Source organism: Paenibacillus sp. UMB4589-SE434, assembly GCF_030226685.1.
Lineage (GTDB): Bacteria > Bacillota > Bacilli > Paenibacillales > Paenibacillaceae > Paenibacillus_B.
Map to the genome: position 1 here is coordinate 141,286 of NZ_JASOYK010000001.1, position 24,710 is coordinate 165,995.

General features: G+C 45.2%; 23 protein-coding genes. 22 read left to right on the top strand and 1 reads right to left on the bottom strand.

From position 1 onward, the window contains the following. Nucleotides 1–42: 42 nt before the first annotated feature. The 16 genes from QP775_RS00630 (at nucleotide 43) to QP775_RS00710 (ending at nucleotide 15,475) form a co-directional block, all read left to right on the top strand. Nucleotides 43–453, top strand: coding sequence for an Asp23/Gls24 family envelope stress response protein (locus QP775_RS00630; RefSeq protein WP_028544147.1), 411 nt, complete (start codon nucleotides 43–45; stop codon nucleotides 451–453). Nucleotides 454–521: 68 nt separating this feature from the next. Next, nucleotides 522–1,061, top strand: a complete 540-nt coding sequence (gene amaP, locus QP775_RS00635; RefSeq protein WP_285102812.1) for an alkaline shock response membrane anchor protein AmaP — start codon at nucleotides 522–524, stop codon at nucleotides 1,059–1,061. Nucleotides 1,062–1,075: 14 nt separating this feature from the next. Continuing rightward, nucleotides 1,076–1,306: a DUF2273 domain-containing protein gene (locus QP775_RS00640; RefSeq protein WP_239327072.1), complete on the top strand. Its 231-nt coding sequence runs from the start codon at nucleotides 1,076–1,078 to the stop codon at nucleotides 1,304–1,306. Between the two features lie 205 nt (nucleotides 1,307–1,511). Continuing rightward, nucleotides 1,512–2,036: a transcription antitermination factor NusB gene (gene nusB / locus QP775_RS00645; RefSeq protein WP_239327074.1), complete on the top strand. Its 525-nt coding sequence runs from the start codon at nucleotides 1,512–1,514 to the stop codon at nucleotides 2,034–2,036. A gap of 145 nt (nucleotides 2,037–2,181) precedes the next feature. Beyond that, on the top strand, nucleotides 2,182–3,039 hold the full coding sequence (gene folD / locus QP775_RS00650) for a bifunctional methylenetetrahydrofolate dehydrogenase/methenyltetrahydrofolate cyclohydrolase FolD (RefSeq protein WP_239327076.1): 858 nt from the start codon (nucleotides 2,182–2,184) through the stop codon (nucleotides 3,037–3,039). A gap of 93 nt (nucleotides 3,040–3,132) precedes the next feature. Further along, the gene (gene xseA, locus QP775_RS00655; RefSeq protein ID WP_285102815.1) at nucleotides 3,133–4,503 is read left to right on the top strand and encodes an exodeoxyribonuclease VII large subunit; all 1,371 of its coding nucleotides are present in this window, start codon (nucleotides 3,133–3,135) and stop codon (nucleotides 4,501–4,503) included. Then, nucleotides 4,493–4,753: an exodeoxyribonuclease VII small subunit gene (xseB, locus tag QP775_RS00660; RefSeq protein WP_239327080.1), complete on the top strand. Its 261-nt coding sequence runs from the start codon at nucleotides 4,493–4,495 to the stop codon at nucleotides 4,751–4,753. The genes xseA and xseB overlap by 11 nt, the downstream gene beginning before the upstream one ends. Further along, nucleotides 4,746–5,660: a polyprenyl synthetase family protein gene (locus QP775_RS00665; protein ID WP_275444472.1), complete on the top strand. Its 915-nt coding sequence runs from the start codon at nucleotides 4,746–4,748 to the stop codon at nucleotides 5,658–5,660. The genes xseB and QP775_RS00665 overlap by 8 nt, the downstream gene beginning before the upstream one ends. Nucleotides 5,661–5,890: 230 nt before the next feature. Further along, a complete protein-coding gene (gene dxs / locus QP775_RS00670; protein WP_239327082.1) occupies nucleotides 5,891–7,789 on the top strand; it encodes a 1-deoxy-D-xylulose-5-phosphate synthase in 1,899 nt (632 codons plus the stop codon). A 29-nt stretch (nucleotides 7,790–7,818) separates the two neighbouring features. Beyond that, a complete protein-coding gene (locus QP775_RS00675; RefSeq protein WP_239327084.1) occupies nucleotides 7,819–8,655 on the top strand; it encodes a TlyA family RNA methyltransferase in 837 nt (278 codons plus the stop codon). A gap of 148 nt (nucleotides 8,656–8,803) precedes the next feature. Next, nucleotides 8,804–9,313, top strand: a complete 510-nt coding sequence (locus tag QP775_RS00680) for a DNA-binding protein (RefSeq protein ID WP_239327086.1) — start codon at nucleotides 8,804–8,806, stop codon at nucleotides 9,311–9,313. A 44-nt stretch (nucleotides 9,314–9,357) separates the two neighbouring features. Next, complete coding sequence (gene ahrC / locus QP775_RS00685; protein ID WP_028544156.1) at nucleotides 9,358–9,807, top strand: transcriptional regulator AhrC/ArgR; 450 nt, start codon at nucleotides 9,358–9,360, stop codon at nucleotides 9,805–9,807. A gap of 37 nt (nucleotides 9,808–9,844) precedes the next feature. After that, nucleotides 9,845–11,566, top strand: coding sequence for a DNA repair protein RecN (gene recN / locus QP775_RS00690; RefSeq protein ID WP_239327088.1), 1,722 nt, complete (start codon nucleotides 9,845–9,847; stop codon nucleotides 11,564–11,566). Nucleotides 11,567–11,688: 122 nt separating this feature from the next. Beyond that, nucleotides 11,689–13,098, top strand: a complete 1,410-nt coding sequence (gene spoIVB, locus QP775_RS00695; RefSeq protein ID WP_239327090.1) for a SpoIVB peptidase — start codon at nucleotides 11,689–11,691, stop codon at nucleotides 13,096–13,098. A 162-nt stretch (nucleotides 13,099–13,260) separates the two neighbouring features. After that, nucleotides 13,261–14,085: a sporulation transcription factor Spo0A gene (gene spo0A / locus QP775_RS00700; protein WP_239327092.1), complete on the top strand. Its 825-nt coding sequence runs from the start codon at nucleotides 13,261–13,263 to the stop codon at nucleotides 14,083–14,085. Nucleotides 14,086–15,262: 1,177 nt separating this feature from the next. Further along, entirely contained in the window at nucleotides 15,263–15,475 is a 213-nt protein-coding gene (locus tag QP775_RS00710) for a hypothetical protein (RefSeq protein ID WP_239327096.1), read from the top strand. A gap of 268 nt (nucleotides 15,476–15,743) precedes the next feature. Here QP775_RS00710 and QP775_RS00715 read toward each other — a convergent pair whose 3' ends face one another. Beyond that, entirely contained in the window at nucleotides 15,744–16,754 is a 1,011-nt protein-coding gene (locus tag QP775_RS00715) for an LLM class flavin-dependent oxidoreductase (RefSeq protein ID WP_285102824.1), read from the bottom strand. 161 nt (nucleotides 16,755–16,915) lie between these two features. Here QP775_RS00715 and QP775_RS00720 point away from each other — a divergent pair, with 161 nt between their 5' ends. The 6 genes from QP775_RS00720 (at nucleotide 16,916) to QP775_RS00745 (ending at nucleotide 24,607) form a co-directional block, all read left to right on the top strand. Continuing rightward, nucleotides 16,916–18,763, top strand: coding sequence for an ABC transporter ATP-binding protein (locus tag QP775_RS00720; protein ID WP_285102826.1), 1,848 nt, complete (start codon nucleotides 16,916–16,918; stop codon nucleotides 18,761–18,763). Then, complete coding sequence (locus QP775_RS00725) at nucleotides 18,756–20,498, top strand: ABC transporter ATP-binding protein (protein WP_285102828.1); 1,743 nt, start codon at nucleotides 18,756–18,758, stop codon at nucleotides 20,496–20,498. Before QP775_RS00720 ends, QP775_RS00725 begins: the two co-directional genes overlap by 8 nt. Before the next feature lie 166 nt (nucleotides 20,499–20,664). Next, the gene (locus QP775_RS00730) at nucleotides 20,665–21,138 is read left to right on the top strand and encodes a DUF6884 domain-containing protein (protein ID WP_285102830.1); all 474 of its coding nucleotides are present in this window, start codon (nucleotides 20,665–20,667) and stop codon (nucleotides 21,136–21,138) included. A 94-nt stretch (nucleotides 21,139–21,232) separates the two neighbouring features. Then, a complete protein-coding gene (locus QP775_RS00735; protein ID WP_239327106.1) occupies nucleotides 21,233–22,216 on the top strand; it encodes an alpha/beta fold hydrolase in 984 nt (327 codons plus the stop codon). A gap of 185 nt (nucleotides 22,217–22,401) precedes the next feature. Continuing rightward, nucleotides 22,402–23,913, top strand: coding sequence for a VanZ family protein (locus QP775_RS00740; RefSeq protein ID WP_285102831.1), 1,512 nt, complete (start codon nucleotides 22,402–22,404; stop codon nucleotides 23,911–23,913). A 109-nt stretch (nucleotides 23,914–24,022) separates the two neighbouring features. Further along, the gene (locus QP775_RS00745) at nucleotides 24,023–24,607 is read left to right on the top strand and encodes a hypothetical protein (protein ID WP_285102832.1); all 585 of its coding nucleotides are present in this window, start codon (nucleotides 24,023–24,025) and stop codon (nucleotides 24,605–24,607) included. The last annotated feature ends 103 nt before the right edge of the window (nucleotides 24,608–24,710 follow it).

The following is a 24,710-nucleotide window of genomic DNA, read 5'->3' on the forward strand; positions in this document are numbered from 1 at the left end:
AGGATTATATCTCCATACATGAATAGTAAGGAGTGATAATGGATGAATCAAACGATTATTCCGGATTTCGAACGTACAGACTTAGGTAATATTCAAATTGCACCAGAGGTTATTGAAGTGATTGCAGGTCTTGCTACCATTGAGGTAGAGGGCGTAGCAGGCATGAGCGGAGGCTTTGCCGGTGGTATCGCTGAATTGCTTGGCCGCAAGAACTTATCAAAAGGCGTTAAGGTGGAAGTCGGTCAACGCGAGGCGGCAGTTGATGTATCGATCATCGTCGAATATGGCAACCGCATCCCTGAGGTGGCGTCTAACATTCAGAACAATGTAAAACGTTCCATCGAGATGATGACTGGCCTTCATGTGGTAGAAGTGAATGTGCATGTGCATGATGTTCACTTTAAGTCGCAGGAGAAGCCGGAAGAGCCGGACAATTCTTCGCGCGTTAAATAGTGCTGGATGAGAGAACCCCCTCCATATGGCAGGGGGTTACCTGTAATTCAACAAGGAGGCGCGGCAATATGGGTAGAATCTTTGACAGGCTGCTGTTGTTTCTATACAGCATCGTAATCGGCACGTTGTCCGTGGCAGCTATTATTGTAGCAAGCGGCCTGCTGCCTGATCTTATCGTTTTGAACCTGCCGGATGGTATGTTAATTACGGTTATTACTGTAGCTGCGGTTCTGTTCTTGATAAGCATCCGCTTTTTCTATGTTTCGGTTCGACGAGAGCGCACTTCACTGCCATCGATCGATCAGCGTACAGAAATTGGTGATATTAAGATCTCACTTGAGACCATTGAGAATGTAGCATTAAAGGCGGCAGGACGAGTACGTGGTGTTAAGGATCTTAAAGCGCGTATCCGCGCAAATGACGCAGGGTTGGATATTATGATCCGTGCCATCGTAGATGGGGAGAACGCTATTCCTGGCATTACGGAGGAAGTTCAGCGCAACGTTCGTGACTATGTACATGAGATTACCGGAATTCCAGTATCTTACGTGTCCGTTTACGTCGCGAATGTAGTGCAGACGCAGACGTTTAAGGCACGTGTTGAATAGGTGGTGAACTTCCGATGTGGAAACAATTGTGGGAGAGTCACAGTGGACGAATCATCGGTATAGCAGCTGGGATCGGATTAGGTCTAGTGTATTTATTCGTTGGGTTTTGGGACATGCTCTTTGTTGCGCTGCTCGTATTTATCGGTTATTCCGTTGGCAAGCATAAAGATATGGACTTAGGCCCCATGATACCGTGGCAGCGAATGCGTGTGTGGCTGTCCGATCACTGGAGATGGTTGAAGTAGTCCTATGGACGCTCCGAACGACTGTGGCACCGCCGGTCAACCGACGGGGAGCTAATCGGGGCGGGCATAGGATTTTTTCATGGTCGAGCCATAAGGATGTTCCCCGACATATCAAGTAATCATTTGGCAGCAGAAATAAAACATTGATGATATAGCGCATCGACTGCTGGGACATCATGTTGATAAGAGCGCAGGAGGAACAAAGATGAAAAGACGTATCGCGAGAGAAATGGCCATTCAAAGCTTGTACCAATTAGAAATGACAGGGATTACACCTGAACAAGCGGTCGAAATGGTCGTGGATGAAGCGAAGCAAGAGGACAATGAGACGGGTGTAGAGGCAAAGGATGCCTCCGCCATGCGTGAACATGTACTGACATGGGTGCATGAGACTTGGGCGAAGCGCGAGGACATTGACTTTGTTTTGACAGGGTATTTGAAAGGCTGGCAGGTAGATCGACTTTCAAGAGTAGATCGTCAAATATTGCGCCTTGCCAGTTACGAATTATTATACCGTGATGATGTACCACCAAAAGTAATCGTGAACGAAGCAGTTGTATTGGCGAAGCATTTTGGTACGGATGAGTCAGGCAAGTTCGTAAACGGTGTATTAGGACAAATGCTGCGTGACCGCAATCCTTCGGAAGCGATTTCGGAAACGGAAACAGGCGAAGGCGCAACTTCTGGTACAAAACCAGATGTAGAAGCTGGTGCTGTAGAACAAGAATAAGTGTTTGAGTTAAGTTTGACATGGTTTGCTTGAATTAAGCAAGGAAGGGCATTTGGTGTTCTAACGTGTGTTAACATAGATGTATTTCTATTGTTGATCGTGCTTCATGTTGTAATAGATAACGATTTGCATTGGGGGAGAGAACATGACTGGTTCTTTGATGAATGGTAAAACGGTATCAGCAGCTATGCGTGAAGAAATGAAACAAGAAGTGGACAGATTGACAGCAAAAGGTGTTCAGCCTGGACTTGCTGTTGTATTGGTCGGAGAAGATGCGGCATCACAGGTGTATGTGAACAGTAAGCATAAGACTTGTTTGGAGCTAGGTTATTACTCAGAAGTACACCGACTCCCAGCAGATACGACGGAATCTGATCTTCTGGCACTTATTGAGACACTGAATGGACAGTCTACGATTCATGGTATTCTGGTTCAGCTTCCTTTGCCTAAGCATATCAACGAAAAAGCTGTAATCGATGCAATTGCGGTTGCCAAAGATGTGGATGGCTTTCATCCAGTAAGTGTCGGCAATCTGGTTATTGGAGACGAGTCTTTATTACCATGTACGCCTGCAGGTGTTATTGAACTGTTGAAGCGTCATGAAGTAGACATTGCAGGCAAACATGCGGTTGTCATCGGGCGCAGCAATATTGTGGGCAAACCAGTGTCCTTGCTGCTTCAGCGAGAGAATGCAACTGTTACAATGTGTCATTCACGCACCGCCAACATGAAGGAATTGACGCGTCAAGCGGACATTCTTGTTGTTGCGATTGGTCGCGCCAATTTTGTAGATCGTTCCTTCCTTAAGCCAGGTGTTGTTGTGATTGACGTAGGCATGAATCGGCTTGAAAACGGCAAGCTTGCAGGTGATGTTGATTTTGAAGATGTCAAAGATCTGTGTGATTGGATCACGCCTGTTCCAGGTGGTGTAGGTCCGATGACGATTACGATGCTCATGTACAATACACTTAAAGCAGCAAAGCGGATTCATCATTTAACGTAACAGATATATGATGTATACAGAAATGCAGGGTGATAGCGGTGAAGGACTACCGGGTATCACCCTGTGTCTTACTTATAAGGCGGGAGGATGTTGATGTCACGTACAGATGAACAGCGAATTATGTCCGTTAAGGATCTCAATCGATACATTCGTATGAAACTGGATGGCGATGAACGCATGCAGGATATTTGGCTGCGCGGAGAGATATCCAACTTTACGCATCATTCCAGCGGCCATATGTACTTTACATTGAAGGATGCAGACAGTCGAATTAAAGCGATTATGTTTGCATCCAACAATCAAAAGCTACCGTTCCGGCCGAAGGAAGGTACGCGAGTAGTCGCAAATGGCTATGTGACCGTGTATGAGCGTGATGGACAGTATCAGTTCTATGCACAGCAGATGCAGCCTGATGGAATTGGCAGCTTGTATTTGGCCTATGAGCAGTTAAAGCAGAAGCTTCAGGGCGAGGGCTTGTTTGACGAGGGGCGCAAAAGACCGCTGCCGACTTTTCCTAGAGCGATTGGTGTTGTAACTTCGCCAACAGGAGCCGCCGTGCGTGATATTTTAACAACACTTCATCGTAGACAACCAGGAATGACCGTACTGGTCTATCCGGTATTGGTACAAGGCAAGCAAGCAGCCTCTTCAATCGCGCATGCAATACATGCTCTAAACCGCCATGGTGAAGTGGATGTGATTATTGCAGGTAGAGGCGGCGGCTCATTGGAAGAACTATGGGCATTTAACGAAGAGGTTGTAGCACGGGCGATCTCAGAATCACATATTCCTGTTATTTCTGCGGTTGGTCATGAGACGGATTTTACGATTGCTGATTTTGTTGCGGATTTACGGGCACCAACACCAACAGCGGCAGCCGAGCTGGCTGTTCCTCATCAGGAGGACCTTAAGCAGCATTTGCATCACCTGAATCGACGACTAAAGCAGGCGATGCAGCGTAATCTTGCGATACAGCAAGAGCGCCTGTTACGAGTACAGCAATCACCTGTCATTCGGAAGCCGAAACAAAGCGTACAACAGTACCGGGAGAGATTAGCACGCTGGAATGAACGATTGTTAAACAGAGGCAAGTTGTCTGTCGTTAGTGCAGAACATCGTCTACATTCAGCAACCGCAAGATTGCGTGAGCAATCACCGCTGCATCAGACCAAGATGGCGAGATCACGTCTTGTCACAAATTCCAAGCAGCTTCGTTCTCTTATGAGCAGCATCGTCAACAAGCAGCAGATGCAGCTTCACGGGGCCATGCGTCAACTTGATGCATTAAGTCCGCTTAAAGTAATGTCAAGAGGATACAGCCTGGTATATGATGAACAGGAAAATAGACTTATTAAGCAAGTTGCAGACGTGCAGCTTGGTGATATTATAAAAGTTAAAGTGACGGACGGGCAGCTCAATTGCCAGGTATGGTCCATGAAAGGGAGAGAAGACGATGAGTCATGATACGGAACAAGTACAAGCCATGTCCTTTGAAGCTGCGATGGAACGCTTAGAGCACATCGTCAACCAGTTGGAAAGTGGAGATGTTCCCTTAGAGCAAGCGATTGAGTTATTCCAAGAAGGGATGATGCTGTCGAAGAACTGCTCATCCAAGCTGGAACAGGTTGAGCGCAAAATCGAAATGCTGACAGAACAAGACGGAGAATGGCAGAGACAAGCGTTTCAACCGGAAGCAGGTGACCTGATTGAATAACGCCGAAGCAAATCTGGCATTGGAACACTATCTGAAGTCACGGGTAAGCGAGATTGAGGAAGCGCTTCCGAAGACTATTCCCGTAGATTGGTTATTTCCTGACAATCTAAAGGAATCGATGATGTATTCGTTAATGGCCGGAGGAAAGCGGCTGCGCCCCGTGTTTGTGTTAGCAGCTTGTGAGAGCTTGGGGGGCAACGTGCAATCGGCAATGCCTGTAGCTTGTGCGGTAGAAATGATTCACACCTATTCATTAGTTCACGACGATCTGCCAGCGATGGACAATGATGATTATCGTCGTGGCAAGCTGACTAATCATAAAGTACATGGGGAAGCGATGGCGATCCTCGCCGGTGACGGGCTGCTCACCCATGCATTTTATAGTGTGACCCAAGCAACTCGTCAGTATGGTGTGCCAGCAGATATCATCTTAACGGTAGCTGAGGAACTGTCTTATTATTCGGGAATGATAGGGATGGTCGGCGGACAAGCTGCTGATATGCTAGGCGAGCAAGGCGTTACTTCAATTCAACAGCTTGAATATATACATCTGCACAAGACAAGTGATCTGATTGTTTTTTCCCTTCGTGCGGGTGCAAGAATAGGCGGTGCTAACGAGCAGCAGATTGCCGCGCTGACCGAATTCGGCAGAAAGCTTGGCCTTGCATTTCAGATTCAGGATGACATACTGGATATTATTGGTGATGAAACATTGCTCGGCAAACAAAAAGGCAGCGATGAAAAGAGCGGCAAGGTAACCTATCCTTTCTTTATTGGACTGGATGCGTCTAAAGCGGAAGTCGCACGATTGACGCATGAGGCGAAATCAGCTGTTGTGGATGCTAACTTACCATATCCAGCAAGACTGTTGGAACTGGCTGACTATTTGATGAACCGAGTGTATTAATGGAATGAACAACTAGTGGATTAAGTTTCGAAGTGCAGCTGCTCATGTGTTATAATAAGCGGGTACCTTTTATGCGAGAACTTTTACATGAAGTGGTGTATATATAGACAGGTTTTAATTCTGGGATAAGAGTTTAAAATAACCACATTAGAGATGAATATGACATGTGAAATACACCAACCAGGTAGTGCATCATCATCAAATGAACCAACGAAAGCGAGGGAAAACCCGTGCTGCTCGAACAGATAAATCAACCTAGTGATCTGAAGCGGCTGACGGTGGATCAACTGCCAGCGCTCGCCGAAGAGATTCGCCAATTCCTCATCGAGAAGCTGTCTGCCACTGGCGGGCATTTGGCACCTAATTTGGGCGTGGTAGAACTTACAATCGTCCTTCATTATTTGTACAATAGTCCGAACGACAAGTTTTTATTTGATGTTGGACATCAATCATATGTTCACAAAATATTGACCGGTCGCAAGGATAAATTTGATACACTCCGGCAGTACAAAGGCCTGTGCGGATTTATTAAGCGCTCTGAGAGCGAGCATGATGTATGGGAAGCAGGCCATAGCAGCACATCGTTATCTGCAGCAATGGGGATGGCGCTGTCGCGTGACCTAAAGGGTGAGGACAATAAGGTTGTCGCCATAATCGGGGATGGTGCTTTAACCGGAGGTATGGCTCTGGAGGCCCTCAATCATATTGGCCATGAGAAGAGAAATTTAATGGTCGTGCTAAATGATAATGAAATGTCTATTGCGCCTAATGTAGGGGCTCTTCATAATTATTTGAGCAAGATCCGCTCAGACCGTACGTATGTAAAAGCAAAGGAAGAAGTAGAGCAGCTTTTGAAGAAAATACCGGCCATCGGCGACAAGCTTGCCAAAACAGCTGAACGGATGAAGGACGGTTTAAAATATTTAGTTGTTTCAGGTATGTTATTTGAAGAGTTTGGCCTGACATATTTGGGCCCTGTAGATGGGCATGACATCAAGAAACTTATTGATACATTTGATCAAGCAGATCGTGTTGAGGGTCCTGTGCTTGTGCATGTCATTACCCGCAAAGGCAAAGGGTACTCGCCTGCGGAAGCGGATTCGCACAAGTGGCATGGTATCACGCCTTACAAGATTGAATCTGGTCAAGTTGTAAAGGCAGTCGGCAATCCCATGTATACAGAAGTGTTTGGCAATGCGTTGATTGAGCTTGCAGCGCAGGACGAACGAATTGTTGCGGTAACACCTGCTATGCCAGGCGGCTCAGGCCTGTTGCAGTTTGCGGAGAAGTTCCCAGGTCGGATGATAGACGTAGGTATCGCTGAACAGCATGCAGCAACCATGTGTGCTGCACTTGCGCTGGAGGGCATGAAGCCTGTCTACGCGGTATACTCAACGTTCTTGCAACGCGCCTATGATCAAATCGTCCATGATATTTGCCGTCAGGATGCAAATGTCATTTTTGCAATTGATCGTGCCGGATTCGTCGGTCCGGACGGGGAGACTCATCAAGGAATATACGATATCGCGTATATGCGTCATATTCCGAATATCGTGCTGATGATGCCTAAAGACGAAAACGAGCTGCGACACATGATGAAGACAGCTGTGGAATACAATGATGGACCTATTGCCGTGCGTTATCCACGTATTAACGGTGTCGGTGTGGAATTTGACCAAGAACTTCATTCAATTCCAATTGGAAGTTGGGAAGTCGTTCGTCAGGGAGAGAATGCAGTTGTGCTTGCTGTCGGACCCATGATCCAGGTGGCAGAGGAAGCCGCCGAGTTGCTGCGACGTGATGGTATACAGCTGCGCGTCATTAACGCCCGTTTCATTAAGCCGCTTGATGAAACGATGCTGTTGCAGCTTGCCAAGGAGCATTTGCCAATGGTCGTATTGGAAGAAGCTTGTACCAAGGGCGGGCTTGGCAGCAGCGTGCTGGAGTTTTATGCAGAGCGACATATTTATAATCAAATGATCACCCCAATTGGTGTACCGGACTATTTTGTTGAACATGGAAGTATTAAGCAGCAGCGCGAAGAAGTCGGCTTGACTGCGGATCGGGTTGCCAACGAGCTAAGAACGATGTTGTTTTCGCGTGGTGACAATCGTTTGACACGCGCGTAACGTAATCATGACAAGACAGGAGCAAGGGCATGTCAACACCGAAAGAACGCATAGATGTGCTGCTCGTCGAGCAAGCCTTCTATGAAAGCCGCGAAAAGGCTAAAGCCGCTATAATGGCGGGACTTGTCTATGCGGACGGAGAAAGAATCGAGAAGGCGGGTATGAAAGTACCTCGTGCTGTCTCCATTCATGTGAAGGGGGCGCCGCACCCTTATGTAGGACGCGGCGGCCTAAAACTGGAAAAGGCTATCCAGCATTTTGATCTTGCTCTGCAAGACGCGACGATGATTGATATTGGCGCTTCAACTGGAGGATTTACCGATTGTGCACTCCAGAACGGTGCTGCTATGGTATATGCCGTAGATGTTGGATACAATCAATTGGATTGGTCCTTGCGGAACGATGAACGTGTAAAAGTGATGGAGCGTACGAATTTCCGTTACGTCGAAAGAGAACATCTTGAGGGACCTCAGCCGGATTTTGCATCGATTGATGTTTCCTTTATCTCCTTGAAACTTATATTGCCGCCTTTGCGGGCTCTGATTACACGTCCAGGACGTATTGTCGCCTTAATTAAGCCGCAATTTGAAGCAGGTAGGGAGAAAGTTGGAAAGTCAGGAGTTGTAAGAGATCCGGCTACGCACGAAGCTGTACTGCGTGACATTCTCGACTTCGGAACCGAGATGGGCTTCGCGTTGCAGGGCCTAACGTTTTCCCCTATTACGGGAGGCGAAGGAAATATAGAATTTCTGGCGTATTGGATCGTGCCGGATGTATCAAGCGAAAGCCAGGCTGTAACGGTGTCCCGCGATTACATTGCACAAGTTGTCAAGGATGCCAATCAGAAATTTCGCGTTTCTTCTTGACGACTAAGCAGTCATTTCAGAAATGTGTATTAGACGAAACCCATCCGTAAAGGGACAAGCATCCAACGGATGGGTTTTCTTTTGCTGTTTACCCCCTTTTTCCTATACAATGGACATATACAGCAGATTGAAGCCATTTCACATAACTATGAACCATTATCATGTACCTCTAATTAAGGATGGTGTAGGCATGAGGGGCGACTATGCCGTATTGTGGTTTATTATTATTGGACTTGTTGTATGGGGCGTCTTCGCCAGCAGGCGTGCCTTGTTCCGGTCAGAGCCTATGGAGCAAATATATTTGTCCGACCATTATGTTCATGACGATGAGACAGAGCGCTTGCTTGAACAGGAAGGTTATGAGATTGTTGGCGGCAAGTTCTCGGTGCCCATACGAATTCGTGTTGATGAGCATGAAGAACTGAGTTCCCGATTGTGGGTAGACTTGATAGTGCGGCAAAATGAGGACTGGTACGTCGTACGATGTGCAAGAGAACGAATGCAGTTGGATTGGACGGCGAGTGGTATCCGCAAGTTATGGACCACGTACTTTCTTGCATTCCCGGATTGTGCAGGGGTTGTCATTGTTGATATGGCGGAACGTAGTGTCAGAGTCATTCGTATGGATGTAGGAGAGCCGAGTGGTTCCAGCGAATAAATAGTCAAGTGTATAGAGCTTAATACTGGTTTTGGAGGGTCTTCATGAAAGGTCAAAGGCATATTAAAATTAGAGAGATTGTAATGAATAACGATATTGAGACGCAGGATGAACTGGTTGATTCCTTAAGGAAGGCTGGTTTTCATGTCACGCAAGCGACAGTGTCAAGGGATATGAAGGAACTCCATTTAATAAAAGTACCGATGGATAATGGCCGTTATAAGTACTCTTTGCCGATCGATCAGCGGTTTAACCCGGCTCAGAAGCTGAAGCGGGCCCTGCTTGATAACTTTGTTAGTGTAGACCGGGCAGAGAATCTTGTGGTAATCAAATGTTTGCCGGGAACGGCTAATGCAATAGCGGTACTGATGGATGCGATTGAGTGGCCTGAGATTCTAGGAACCGTGTGCGGTGATGACACGATTCTGATCATCAGTCGGACGAAGGACACTGGGCAAGGTGTTGTGGATCAAGTGATGAGTTACATTTCATAATCATATGCAAAGATAGGGCATAGGAGGGGATGCCGGGATGTTAGTAGCATTGTCAATCCGTCACTTGGCGGTTATCGAAGCGGTGCAGTTGCATTTTCATAAAGGGTTTCATGTGCTTACGGGGGAGACAGGGGCAGGTAAATCCATAATTATTGATGCGCTGAGCCTCATTGCAGGCGCAAGGGGCTCTTCGGACTTTGTCAGATACGGGTGCGAACGTGCAGAAGTGGAAGCCTCGTTTGAACTTGACGATGATCATCCCGTATGGGATACAGTCGACAGGCTTGGCATTAATGCGTCCCGGGATGAATTACTGATCATCAGACGTGAACTGACGGCGCAAGGCAAGAGCTTCTGTCGGATGAATGGACAGATGGTGAACTTAACGATGCTGCGCGAAGTTGGTGAAATGCTGATAAACATTCATGGTCAACATGAGCATCAATCGCTCTTGAAGGTGGACAAGCATCTGGATTGGCTCGATGCATACGGCGGGGAATCATTATCTGAGGTGAAACGGCGATATACGGCGCAGTACAATCGATATAAAGAAGTCCGGCGTGAAGTGGAACAGTTAAAGCAGACCAGTCAGCAAACGTATCAAATGTTAGATTTGTACCGTTTTCAAATCGAGGAGCTGTCGTCTGCACAGCTAAAATTAGGTGAAGATGAATGGTTGGCGGAAGAAAAGCGTAAACTAACCAATGCCGAAAAACTTATGGATAATGTCAATGGCGCATATGAAAAATTGTATGGTCAAGGGGCAATGGACGCGGTTAGCTTAGCTGTTGACCGATTGGAGCAGATTGTTCCGGTAGACCCTGAACAATTTCAACCGATTGTGGAGCAATTGCAAAACGCTTTTTATCAATTGGAGGATGCTGCTTTCCAACTGCGTGATTATCGTGAGCAGATTGAATTTAATCCTACACGATTGGAACAAATTGAAGATCGATTAGATCACATCATCGGACTAAAGCGGAAATACGGGTCAACAATTGAAGCTATGCTGCAGCACCTTGAGCACATTCAAGGTGAGGTGGACAAGCTGGAAAATAAAGACGAACGGATCGAGAAATTAGAAAAAGAACAGGCAATCCAGCTTGAGGAAGCGATCTTGTTAGCAAGTGAGCTTAGTGATTTACGGAAGCGGCTTGCTGCTGAATTGACGCTTCGGATCGAGAGCGAGTTAAAGCATCTTCATATGGAAAGAACACGGCTTGGTGTTCGAATCGATCTTCTTCAGGATAACCAAGGCGTAGATGTAGATGGTGTAGCTACTCGTTTGACTAAGAAGGGATGGGATGATGTTGAGTTCCTTATTTCCCCCAATCCAGGTGAGCCGCTGCGTCCGCTGCATAAGATTGCGTCTGGCGGTGAGCTGTCGCGCATAATGCTGGCGCTAAAAACCATATTTGCAGAAGTTGATCGTATCCCAGTTCTTATCTTTGATGAGGTGGATACAGGGGTTAGTGGTCGGGCTGCTCAGGCTATCGCGGAGAAGCTTGCCGAAGTGGCTGGAAGTGGGCAAGTATTTGCCATAACCCATTTGCCACAAGTGGCTTGTATGGCTGATCATCAGTATTACATCGAGAAACGGGTCCTGGACGAACGTACGTCTACTTATGTGACCGAACTGGACGAAGATGGACGGGTACAGGAGCTCGCGCGTATGCTTGGCGGGGTGGAAGTTACGGAAAAAACAGTACATCATGCTCAAGAAATGCTTAAATTGGCTGAACGTCAAAAAGGTGCTTAAAATCAAGGTTTTGAGGAATCATTTTCACTTATAAAAGGTTGGGGTCAAGGTTAACTTAATGTTACGATTAAGGGCCATTCCCTTAAACGTCAAAGCTTCGAAGCAAAGGAGTGTGGACACCTTTGAACCCCAACATTAAACGGCTGCTAGGTCTTGTGCTTGTTCTGATCATTAGTATCGGCTGCACAACAACCCCATTTCGCACTTATGCTGCATTACCAAGCGAATTACGTTTATTTGAAGGGCAACAAAAACAGCTACATCTGGTAATGCCAGTAATGGCAAATGCAACGGTTGACCGTCCTGACATTTTACAGGTCAATGGCAAACGTACGGCAGCGTTGAATGTGTCTCTTCGTCAGCCGCTCTCGCTCTCGACTTCACAAGCAGGACAGGCAAAGCTGAAGTTGAAGCTGTTTAATCGGATTCCACTTAAGACACTGAAAGTAAATGTCGTGCCGGATTTACGAGTTATCCCGGGTGGGCAAACGATTGGTGTAAAAGTGAAATCTGACGGCATCTTAGTAGTTGGTCATCATCTGGTAAAAGTAAGTGAAGAACGTAAATTATCACCCGGAGAAGATGCAGGTGTTCAACTTGGTGATCTTATTGTGCGTATGAATGGAACCCGTATTCAGGATGTGTCCAAAGTTGCGGAGATTGTACGTCAGGCAGGAGAAGCAGATAAAGCCTTGGAATTAGTCATACGTCGTGGTGCCAATGAAGTGCAGACAAAGCTGCAGCCTGCGTATGATGCTGAGGATAAGCTCTGGCGCCTTGGTCTCTATATTCGCGATTCAGCAGCAGGTGTAGGAACATTAACATTTTACGCACCTGATCAGGGCGTATATGGGGCTCTAGGACATGTAATTACTGATATGGATACGCAAACACCAATTGTGGTTGGCAAAGGTGAGATCGTACAGTCCAATGTAACCTCTATTTCCAAAAGTCAAAATGGCGAGCCGGGCGAAAAAAGAGCTCAGTTTGTAAAAGAGAGCAGAGTTCTAGGCAATGTGGAGCGAAATACACCGTTTGGAATTTTTGGAAAAATGACTGCGAATCCAGAACATAGTGTCTTTACGGAGCCGATTCCAATTGGCTTTAATGAAGAAGTGCAGGAAGGGCCTGCTGAAATGCTGACAGTTGTGAATGGACAGCAGGTCGAACGTTTCAAGATTGAGATCGTACATGTGACACGTCAGTCCGCGCCTGCAACAAAGGGAATGGTCATACGAATTACGGACCCGCGCTTGCTTCAAAAGACGGGTGGAATTGTTCAAGGAATGTCAGGCAGTCCAATTATTCAAAATAACAAGCTTATTGGAGCTGTGACTCACGTCTTTGTAAACAATCCAAGCTCGGGTTATGGTTGCTTTATCGAATGGATGTTGCAGGATGCAGGGGTAGTATTGTCTAATTCACAATGGTCACAACAAGGGAAGGTTCACGGCAATCGCGTGGACCTTTCTTTCGTTGTCGAAACATCACGAACAACCATGAAGCATGTTGAAAAACAAACGAAATTATAATTATAAATGTTTTATTGAGAAAAAGAAAGAAAAATTATATTCGACAGAAGGTATTTCATTTTAGATGTCGAATATCATAAACAAGAAAGAATTAACGCCACGTCACTTCAAAGCACAATAAGACGCGACGATTGCGAAACTTGTTTAAGGGAGGATCCTCAGTTGCAAAAGATTGAAGTATTATTAGCGGATGACAACCGAGAATTTACGAATTTGTTAGCGGATTTCTTGTCGGAGCAGGAAGATATGGTCGTCACGGGTGTTGCCTATAACGGCGAGGAAGTGCTCCAATTCCTGGAGCAGTCGAGAACTGTCCCCGACGTCCTTATTCTTGATATTATTATGCCTCATTTAGATGGTTTAGGAGTATTGGAACGATTACGCCAGCTTAATTTATCCCCGCAGCCTAAGATCATTATGCTTACTGCTTTTGGTCAGGAGAGTATTACACAACGTGCGGTTCAACTTGGTGCCTCTTACTACATATTAAAACCGTTTGACATGGATGTGTTAGCGAACCGAATTCGTCAGCTTGCCGGCTCTTCTTCGGCTCATATGATATCAAGTTCTAATGCAAGCTCGTTTATTACGAACTCTTCCTTGAAGTCCAACGTAGTGCCGCTGTCTAAGAGCAAGAACTTGGATGCGAATATTACAACAATTATTCATGAAATTGGCGTACCTGCTCATATTAAAGGATATCAGTATTTGCGTGAAGCCATCACAATGGTGTACAACAATATCGAGATTCTTGGCTCTATCACCAAGACACTGTACCCAGCCATTGCAGAGAAATACAAAACCACGCCATCCCGCGTTGAACGTGCGATTCGTCATGCGATTGAAGTCGCTTGGACACGTGGCAATATCGACAGCATCAGTCGATTATTCGGCTATACGATTAACATCAGCAAGTCGAAGCCAACCAACTCAGAATTCATTGCAATGGTTGCAGACAAGCTGAGAATTGAGCATAAGGTTAGCTGATAACGCTGCTCAGATACATTCTGAAATACATTGAACTTATCGGGGAAGAGATTTTCGAAGCTGGAACGTTAGATGTAAATGGAGGGCTATCCATGAAAACGTTATCTTCGCAAGCTAAATCGCCGCATCATGAGTCGAGTATTTATAAGCAGAACATGCGATTGAAATAGTGGCGGATGTGAAAGCAGGGCACATTCGCCCGCAACAATTCCTTTAGCAAGGAATTGTTTAATACCTGTCCAACTCGCGAATATATACCGCCGAATTTCCTCTTATGCTCAGACTTCTAGCTGCAATTCTCCTATGCGACTACTTATCTAAAATGACCTTATTCTTATTCAGTACGAATAATCGTAAAAATCGATCTCTAGCCAAGAACAATGGCGTTGTATCGTTGTATATTACATTAAGCCCCGTCATTAATAATGGCGGGGCTTAACATATGATTGCTTCAATGACATATTACATTAGCGTGCGTAAATTGACTAATTCTTTAGGGTTCTTACTAATTTTCCCATTTAGTAACCTTTTTCTGTTGTTTAAGTGAAGATGATAATTTATAACTCTACTTGCTTTGATATTTATACCAATCTAAGCACTTTAGACAGATTTATTTCATTTTATTATGGTATGCAACCCTCGACCAAAAATATATGGCACATCCTATCAATAGAAATGTCATTTGCACACCGGGCGTCCCCTTAGTAAACATGTCAAATAGTGCCCATCCCAGCAAGGCTACGGTATAAAATATAAATCCATTTTTTGTGGATTTCTCGTTTTGAAACTGTTCCATTTCATCTGCTTTGCGCAATTTCATCATAAGCTTCCCTTCATGAATATAAATTCGTTCATTTATAAAGCGTAAAAAATCATATAGCCCTCACATTAAATAACGTATATGGAGCAGTTTATTCTAAATTGGAAGAGGAGATAAATCTTAAATGTAAAACATACTTTACATCTTTTATTGTACTGTTTCTTTTCAAAATGTCAAATATATTTTACATTCCAACTATTTTCTCTGACGTGAAACATGAAAGTTTTGTGATTGCTATTTAATGATATGAATTTACTGGAATTTCTGTTGTGTGATATACTTACAAAAAATAACTATATATTTACTAAGATCAAATGGCGTGAACCGACGAAGCAGAAGACAACAGGTGGTGAGACGATGGGTGACATCATTGATTTCCTTTTCAGAATTTTTTACTTATTAATTAGTACAGTTTTTTGGGTGATCGTGAGTGCATTTGCTTGGATAGGGGTATTTATTAATACTATCAATCTACCGCTGTGGTTTGCTTGCATGAGCACCGGATGGATGATTGTTACTTTGTTCATTAAAAGGGATTTTAAAGAGGAACTGCTGCATTTTTTGGACTGAAATGTTTGTATAGATGCAACTAATCGTTAAGCAAGCGAGAATGAAGAAGCATGCTAGAGGTATATGAATAAGCTAGAGCAATAAATTGTAGGGGTGTCCCAAAAGTGTTCGGAGGCACGAAGAAGATCTCGTAATAATTAGCGAAATGCCCTCAAATTCCACATTGAAGTGGGATTTGAGGGCATTTTTATGCGTCAAATTCAGAGTCTAGTGAGTCCGAAAGATAATAAATGGGCTTTTGGGATAGCCCCTTTTATTCTGAATCCTTTTATTTCGGCTGCTCGTGAAATACATCAGCGATCAGTTGATAAGACTTAAGCTTGGCCTCAATATCATGGACCATAGTGACAATCATGATCTCGTCGGTTTGATAGGCTTCACTTATATCAAGCAGTTGTTGTTTCACTTGTCCGGGGGTACCGACGATCACCCGGTTACGAATATCTTGGAGCCGCATCCGTTCATATGCGGTATATGGATAATCTGTCGCCGTCTCCACAGAAGGAAATCCATTAGTTTGCTTGCCTTGTTCCAGCAATACAAATGTCAACTGCATGCTCCGTGCAAGCAGTTCAGCTTCTTCCTCGGTATCCGCACAAATGACGGATACGGTTATTAGTGTTTTTGGCGCCTCTTGATACAATGACGGCTTAAAGTGCTGACGGTAATAGCGCATCGTGTCTGTACCGCCATGTGGGTTAATGAAATGCGCGTAGGCATAGGCGGCTCCTTGCTCGGCTGCTACAATGGCGCTGTCACCGCTCGAACCAAGCAGCCACAACACTGGCGCTGTCTCAATATAGGGTGCAGCGCGCAGTCCGGCAAAGCGATGCCCCTGCGGCAAGGAATCATGCAAATAGGCTGTTAAATCACGTATTTGCTCTGGATAACGATCTATGGATCTATGGATGTCCTCTTGCAGCGCACGTGAGGCAAGTGGTGTTCCGCCTGGAGCTCTGCCAACACCAACATCCATCCGTCCAGGGTATAACGCTTCAAGGACCTTAAAGTTCTCGGCTACTTTATAAGCGCTGTAGTGGGGGAGCATCACGCCGCCTGACCCAAGACGAATGTTACTAGTCTTGGCTCCGAGGTGTGAGAGCAGCACCTCGGGACTGGTCCCAGCAATGCCGCTGGAAGCATGATGCTCCGACACCCAGAATCGATGATAGCCGAGAGATTCTACATGCTTAGCCAGTCTAACTGTATCCCTTAGTGCGTCAGTAGGGGACTTGCCTTCAGGGATGAGTGATTGATCCAAAACACTTAACGTTATCACGGTGACTTCACCTCTAGGCATAAGATTTTGAAACGGAAATTCAACTTTTATTCATATATATACTATATTATATATAGTTTAAGAAAAAGTAAAAGCATCTGTATCGAAGATGATTTTTGTTGGACGGTTATTTATTATCCGTCCACAGGTGGAATTAAACCGTGGAGCGGCAGAAATTTGCGTCATTTAATGATAATCTTTCTCAAGAGACAATATTGCAGTATATAGGGTTGGGAGATGAGAACGTGCAGTCGAAAGGCAGTTTACGTAAACTTTTGGAATTAGCAGGCACACACCGCGTGCAGTTGTTTTGGTCGTGCCTGTTCTCCGTTATGAGTGCAGCACTAAGCCTGGTGCCCTATCTCATTGTATACCAGATGACAGTGGCGCTGCTGACTCCACCTGTAGATACGGGTGCGGTTTGGACGATGGTATGGATTGCGCTTGGAGCTGTTGTATTACGATTTGGCTTGCTTGCAGCATCCACGATTATTTCGCATACTGCAGCTTATCGGATTTTGTATTCGCTGCGAATTCAGCTGACCAACAAGCTTGCCAGCCTTTCACTAGGTTATTTTTCTGACCGGACAAGCGGGAAACTTAAAAAGATTATAGCGGAGGACGTAGAACGAATCGAGAATTTTATCGCTCACCACCTGCCTGATTTCGCTTCTTCTTTATTTACCCCCTTATTTACGGTTATCGTGCTATTTGCGATGGATTGGCGGCTTGCCCTGGCGGCACTTATTCCTATTCCGCTCGCTTTCTTCATGCAATCTACTATGTTTCGTGGACAGGGAGAAAGAATGAAAGAGTATCATCAGACATTAGAAGTGATGAATAGCACCATTCTCGAATATGTCCGTGCCATGCCAATTATTAAATCGTATCGTATGACCGTACAGTCTTTTGTCCGCTATCAAGATTCTGTTAACCAGTATACCTCATTCTGGATTCGGACATCACGGCGGCTTGCCCCTGTATACGCATTGTTTATGGTGATGATTGAGACAGGACTGCTGTTTATTCTGCCGGTTGGAATATGGCTCTATACGTCAGGTGATGTGTCGCTTGAGATATTGCTATTGTTCCTTATTCTTGGAGTTGGCTTTACTGCGCCAATCAAGCAAATTTCGGAGCTCGGCCATATGTTGAAAGCAAACATGGAAGGCGTTAATCGAATTGAGGACATTTTGCAAGAGGATGAAATTAAAGAGCCTGTAAATGCATTAATTCCTCAGCGTCACGATCTAGAGTTTGCTAACGTGCACTTCAGTTACGGCAAACAGCAGGTGCTGCACAATGTAAGCTTTAGGGCTGAAGAGGGGACGATTACTGCCTTTGTAGGGCCTTCGGGAGCAGGCAAGACAACGGCAGCACAGTTAATTGCACGTTTCTGGGATGTATCATCTGGATCAATTTGCATCGGTGGTGTGAATCTGAAGGATATGAAAACAGAAATATTAATGGACCGCATTGCCTTTGTATTCCAGGATGTATTTATGCTGAATGATTCAGTTTTGGAAAATATCCGCCTAGGCCGCAAAGAAGCAACGGACAGCGAAGTGTACGCAGCTGCAACTGCTGCACAGGCCCATACTTTTATAACGGAGCTGCCTGATGGTTATCGTACAGTGATCGGTGACGGTGGAATGCATCTAAGCGGAGGCGAACGTCAGCGCATTTCGATTGCACGAGCGATTTTGAAAAATGCGCCAATTCTAATATTGGATGAAGCAACTGCATTTGCAGATCCAGAGAATGAAGCCCATATTCAAGACGCATTAAGTGAGTTGCTGCCAGGTAAGACTGTAGTTGTCATCGCTCATCGTCTATCCACGATTACAGATGTGGATTGTATCATTGTATTTGAAGAGGGTAGAATTGCCGGCAGCGGCAAACACGAGGAACTGCTGCAGCACTGTGATACGTATCGTTCCTTATGGAAAGCGTATACGGCTGCGAGCGTATGGGTAGTAGGCGGAAAGGAGGCTTCACAGCATGCTTAATATGGTAAGAGCCGTTACAGGCGGTTCACTTGGCAAGCTCCGTCGCGCAGCATTATTTACTGTATTGGAAATGATATTTGCTAGTGTACCATACGGTATGCTGATTGTAGTCATTCATCAATTGTTCCATCCTCCACTGGATATGAAGCAAATCTGGTTATGCATTGGCATTATGATTGTTGCCTTTTTGCTGCAAGCCGTCTGTTCTGTAATAGGCTATCTGGATGCCATGATAACTGGGGCAAGTCTAATGCGAGACACAAGGCTGCGCCTGGGTGAGCATTTGCGTAAGCTGCCGATGGGCTATTTTGCACGTAAAGATAAGGGAGAGATTAGTCACACGCTGCTTAACAATGTAGATGAAGTTGAGAAAATATTAACCCATCTCTTTTCTAACATTGTAGGTGCTATTGCGATGCCATCAATTGTGGCTCTTTTTCTACTATGGTTGGATTGGCGGCTTGGCTTGGCGATGATCGTAGCGGTTCCGCTGGCACTTCCACTGCTGATTTGGTCGCAGCGCACCATTAATCGTGCTAGCCGCCGTCGTTTGTCGATGGTATCACATGCGAATTCAAGGCTGTTGGAATACATTCATGGCATTAAATTGTTCAAAGCGTACAATCAGACAGGTGAGAAGTTTGCCCGGATGCAGCAGGCAATGAAACAGCTTAGTGATGAGAGCATTAAGCTGGAGGCGACGGTTTCCCCAATCATTCTGTCATACGCCATTGTGCTGGAAGTTGGATTTATCGGCTTGTTATTATTGGGCAGTTATTTATTATTTGGAGGCACATTAGATGTGTCGGTATTTCTGATCTTTCTTATCATTAGCTTACGCTTCTACAATCCACTACGAATGGCTGGCGCTCATTTGGCAGAACTGCGTTATATGAGCAATGCAGGTGAACGAGTGAAAGAAGTACTAGAGGAACCCATGCTGCCAGAACCGATCATTTCTAGGACACCGCAACAATTTGGGATCGCGTTTCAGAACGTCCATTTCCAATATGACGGCAGGCCCGTGTTGTCTGGAATTAGCTTTTCGGTAGAACCTTGCAGCATGACGGCATTAGTCGGTGTATCCGGTTCCGGCAAATCCACGATCGCACATTTGATTGCCCGCTTTTGGGATGTAAAGAGCGGTTCGATCCAGATTGGCGGCATTGATGTACGCGAGATCGCTACTGACAGCTTGTATGCCTCCATCAGCATGGTCTTTCAAGATGTTGTCTTATTCAACGATACCGTGCTGAATAATATTAAAGTAGGCAATCCAAAGGCAATGTTCGAGCAGGTCGTACAAGCGGCCCAGTCTGCCAATTGCCATTCCTTTATTACGAGACTACCACAAGGGTACGACACTGTTATTAGTGAGGAAGGTTCGTCTTTATCGGGAGGAGAGAAACAGCGGTTGTCCATCGCACGAGCTATTTTGAAAGATGCACCGATTGTACTGCTGGATGAAGCGACGGCCTCACTTGATTCGGAAAACGAGCTTTATATCCAGCAAGCGATACAAGCGCTTGTTCGCTCCAAGACGGTCGTGGTGATCGCCCATCGCCTTAAAACGATCCGCAACGCCGATCAGATCATTGTAATTGAGAATGGCCAAGTAGCGGAAGCGGGCACCCATTCAGAATTAATAAATGACATGGGGATATACAATCGATTGTGGAATGAACAGCAAAAGGCAGGCGGCTGGAAAATGAGTAAAGCAGCTTATAAAGGTTAGTCAAAAATAGTGTTGATGCTGTCCAATTAATCGCCCGTTAACTCCAACCAGCTTGGAGACGGGCTTTTTTTGTTATACTCCCCTTTCAGAATTCCTATTTAATGGTATGATTAGCAAGGAGATATGACCTAGGTTGATATGAGATGAAACGGAGTGTTGACGCATCTTGCGACGAATATGTATAATTCCATGCGGTTCCCGAAAAATATGGGATAGTGATAGAAATGCTGTTGGTCCTTATGAAGCGCAGTATGCATATACCGGAGCGCTGCATCGGAAATGTCAAGCCTATGCCCGTGCTCACTATGAGCATTGGGTTATACTGTCAGCCAAGCATGGCTTGTTGTTGAAGCACGATATCGTGCCAGACAACTATAACGTTCGTTTTGGAAGCGATCATCCGCAGCTTGTGACGATATCGGAATTACAAAAGCAAGCAGCAGAAAAAAAGTTAGATCAGGCTGCTGAGGTAGTCATGTTGGGTGGAAAGAAGTTCCGATCGATACTGCCGTTGATTTTTACATCCGAAGATCTAATCTTTAATTATCCTTTAAGTGACTGCTCGGGTATCGGATACATGCTGCAAAGATTAGACAATGTTATCGAAAACAATTTAGAAATGAAGCCGATTCTTTTGTGAGGCGACACACTCGTTTGAAGGGGTGATATTACCGATAACGTCGTATCACTTGAAAAGTTCAACGTCATGCGAGTGATGATTAAGGTGAGGATACATGTTAAAGTCAAAAAAAGTTAGAGTGGGATGCGCAATCCTTGTTGTTGGTTTGTTGGGTTGGATATATCAGATGATTGGAGTATGGCTCGATTTCAGAAATGTATCCCCAGCAGGCAAGCTTATTTCGATTAATGGGCATCAGATGTTTGTTTCTGCAAGTGGTCAGCCAAGTGCTAAGGGAACGCTCGTGTTGTCGGCTGGAAATGGGACGTCTTCTCCTTATGCTGATTTTTATCCAATAACAGCAGAAATGAAGCACTATACCCGTGTAGTTACATATGAAAGACCTGGATATGGCTGGAGCGAAGCTACCGACATCTCAAGAGATATCGATACGATGACTAATGAAATGCGGCAGCTGCTGCAGCAATCTGGTGAACATCCGCCTTATATCATACTAGGTCACTCTATGGGAGCTCTTGAAGGAATCCGATTTGCACAAATGTACCCAGAAGAAGTGAGCGGTCTAATTATGTTAGATGGCATCAGTCCTGAATTCGCTCGCGATGCTGACATGGACTGGGGATATAAAATGGGCTGGTACATGATTGAAGGTGCTAAAAAGCTAGGTGTACTGCGTGGATTAAGTGATCTAGGCATAATGACCCATTCGTTTAATGACATGGAGGATCTCCCAGAGTCTATTGAGAAGCTTAAAGTCAGCATGATTCTAAAAAACGCCAACAATCGGATGATGCTGGAGGAACGGAAGCAATTTCATCAGAGCGGTCTCAAATTATTGGAAAAAGGTAAGGTTGGGGATATTCCTGTACTCATCCTGTCTGCCCCCAACAACGGCTATCCGAATTGGCGCGAGGTGCAGCGTCAGCTTATGTCTATTTCGTCCAAGGCGACGCAAAAGTCGTACATTAGAGCAGGGCATTATATTCACCATGACTACCCACAGGACGTCAATAACCGTATCTTGAAATTTATTACAAGTATTCCTCCACAGGAGAACTCCACAAAAAAAGCTGATTAAGAAAGAAGCTTGCTCTTTACAAGTTGTTTCCTCTGATTGGTTTGGTATGTTATGTTGCAAAAGGCGCTCGGTCTTGAGCGCTGTTTTTCGTATCTTTTGATGGCCCGTGGAGCATGGTATATTCCGAAAGGCCTCATCGATCCATTTGTTATTTTCCACTGTAAGAAAGAGGGTCAGAATTACAGATGAATGATTATTTATTTCCAATTAAGCAAGCGATCATTACCTTTCCGTTTATCGCTTTGGTACTCACAGCTCCGTTTCTCATTGTTCAATACCGTAAATACGGGTATGTCAACAAACTGCGGTCTGTCGTGCTGTATTCCTTGCTGCTTTATTTGCTCTCTGCTTATTATTTGGTCATTTTACCTCTGCCGGCAGACTTCAGTAATTGTCTTCGTGAGGGTTCATTATGGTCATACATGCAGACAAAGCCCTTTACCTTTATAAGTGATATCAAAAAGGAAGCAGTCATTACTTGGAGCAGTCCCGCTTCTTATATTTACCTGCTTAAAGAACGTGCATTTTTACAAGCGTTGTTTAATGTGGTGTTAACATTGCCCTTAGGTGTCTACTTGCGCTATTATTTCCGTCGCGGTTGGATGAGCACCTTGCTGATCAGTTTACTTGTCTCCATCTTCTTCGAGACTACTCAGCTTACAGGTTTATATGGCATATACGAATGTCCGTACCGTCTATTTGACGTAGATGATCTCATGCTGAATACATTGGGTGGTATGATCGGTTTTGTTGTGGCGCCTATTCTCACTTACTTCCTGCCGCGAGCAGACAAGTTGGACGAGCATATAGATTTGGAAAAAATGACGGTTGGATTTATCCGCCGAGGTATCTCTTTTGTCATTGACACTACTGTGCTCGGGATGCTTGCGAGTATTGTCGGTCTTGTCTTGTACGGTGCTGATACGATGACATTGGGATATATTGATCGCAACATGGATGCCACTTCGTTCCGCTTAGTTGCACTTGCCATATCTGTGTTTTTATATTTTGTTGTAATTGCTGCGATCACGAACGGGCGCACGCTTGGCAAGTGGATTACTCGAATTCACGTCATTGAAGATGCTCGCCGCAGCAGTAAGCCATCGATTACGTGGCTCGCCTTATTAAAACGATATGGAATGCTGTATTACGGAGTGTTTGGATTAAACTGCATGCTGGCGATCATTTACACCTATGGCGAGTTGCCGTATAGCACCAGCTTGATCCTTGTTATTGTTCATCTCGTGCTGATCGCAGTAATGGGAGTCCATGTCGTTTTATGCTTGTTCAGTCGGGACAAACGGTTATTCTATGAACGTATAAGCGGTACGCGAAACGTCGTGACCCTGCATACAGATAAGGAGGACGAGGGCCTCAAAGGTGAGCGGAAAGCAGCAAACGAGATGGAGCAGATAAGTGCTGATGAAACAGTAACTACATCTGCTCCAATAATGGAACCTGTTAATGTTCCTAAGCCTGAACGTGCACTTATTGGTAACAGGAATGATTCTAATTTGATGCAGGTGACAGCTAAGGCAAATGTGGTTCATTCTGATCACGTTACAGCATCCACAAAACCGGAACAGCTTGCCAATCTGTCTACTGTGGATCAAGTCGATCTAGAGCTGGAACGATTAAGAGCAAAGCTGAGACGTGAGCAGATTCAGACGAAGCTGCCTGCGGAACAGGACGAATAGGACAGGAAGATTCATGAATTATACTCACCATTCCTTAGTCCAATGACTATACTAATAGCAGTTGATGTTAAAGTACTGTCGTCAGACAAGAATGAAAGGTGGGCTTATTATGGGTCCACGGCCAAATCAGCATCATCCTAGTTCCGGATATGGAGGAGCAAGGCACGACGGCAGCGAACAGTTCTCTGCGTCATCAATACAGCAAGGGGAACCTTCTCCTTTCCCGCATGGCGAAGGTCCGTTTTCTCACGAAGGCGCAGAACCTTCGCCTGGGGAAGGCGGCAGAAGACAGCCTCCGTTTCCCAGGCCGCCCAACTGCCCTTTAACGGTGCAGAAGGCTGCGCTTATTGCAGCGCTGCTATATGATTGGCTGCTCATAGAGTCTGTCATTATTAACCGGAACAAATCGGTACAGGTCATTTTGGCTGGAGATTTCGGCAAGATCGGATTTTCGCCGGATTTGTTTAATAGCGAGCAGCTTGCTGAAAATGTAGGTTTGTTCGAAGCGTTAGAAGATGCGCAAATATTCCCTAATGCTGGAGAAATTGCAGCGGAAGAGGCGTCTGTCGTCGAAAGGAATAAGAAAAAGAAGCCGCCGTTATCAAGAAACAAGCAGCGTCCGGGGAATACGCCTGTCCGTAAGCCGAGACGAAAGCGGTTGAGTCGAACTCCATTCTTTAATAAGAACATATAAGATCAGGTAACAAAACTGCATTATGAATGAGCACGGGGCTGTCCAACAAGTCAGTACAAATTGACTGCTGGAAGCCTCGTTTTTGTTAATGTTAAAAATAGGA

Coding starts and splice junctions, on each gene's coding strand:
- QP775_RS00630 (WP_028544147.1), top strand. CDS start 43: ATGAATCAAACGATTATTCCGGATTTCGAACGTACAGACTTAGGTAAT.
- amaP (WP_285102812.1), top strand. CDS start 522: ATGGGTAGAATCTTTGACAGGCTGCTGTTGTTTCTATACAGCATCGTA.
- QP775_RS00640 (WP_239327072.1), top strand. CDS start 1,076: ATGTGGAAACAATTGTGGGAGAGTCACAGTGGACGAATCATCGGTATA.
- nusB (WP_239327074.1), top strand. CDS start 1,512: ATGAAAAGACGTATCGCGAGAGAAATGGCCATTCAAAGCTTGTACCAA.
- folD (WP_239327076.1), top strand. CDS start 2,182: ATGACTGGTTCTTTGATGAATGGTAAAACGGTATCAGCAGCTATGCGT.
- xseA (WP_285102815.1), top strand. CDS start 3,133: ATGTCACGTACAGATGAACAGCGAATTATGTCCGTTAAGGATCTCAAT.
- xseB (WP_239327080.1), top strand. CDS start 4,493: ATGAGTCATGATACGGAACAAGTACAAGCCATGTCCTTTGAAGCTGCG.
- QP775_RS00675 (WP_239327084.1), top strand. CDS start 7,819: ATGTCAACACCGAAAGAACGCATAGATGTGCTGCTCGTCGAGCAAGCC.
- QP775_RS00680 (WP_239327086.1), top strand. CDS start 8,804: ATGAACCATTATCATGTACCTCTAATTAAGGATGGTGTAGGCATGAGG.
- ahrC (WP_028544156.1), top strand. CDS start 9,358: ATGAAAGGTCAAAGGCATATTAAAATTAGAGAGATTGTAATGAATAAC.
- recN (WP_239327088.1), top strand. CDS start 9,845: ATGTTAGTAGCATTGTCAATCCGTCACTTGGCGGTTATCGAAGCGGTG.
- QP775_RS00710 (WP_239327096.1), top strand. CDS start 15,263: ATGGGTGACATCATTGATTTCCTTTTCAGAATTTTTTACTTATTAATT.
- QP775_RS00725 (WP_285102828.1), top strand. CDS start 18,756: ATGCTTAATATGGTAAGAGCCGTTACAGGCGGTTCACTTGGCAAGCTC.
- QP775_RS00735 (WP_239327106.1), top strand. CDS start 21,233: ATGTTAAAGTCAAAAAAAGTTAGAGTGGGATGCGCAATCCTTGTTGTT.
- QP775_RS00740 (WP_285102831.1), top strand. CDS start 22,402: ATGAATGATTATTTATTTCCAATTAAGCAAGCGATCATTACCTTTCCG.
- QP775_RS00745 (WP_285102832.1), top strand. CDS start 24,023: ATGGGTCCACGGCCAAATCAGCATCATCCTAGTTCCGGATATGGAGGA.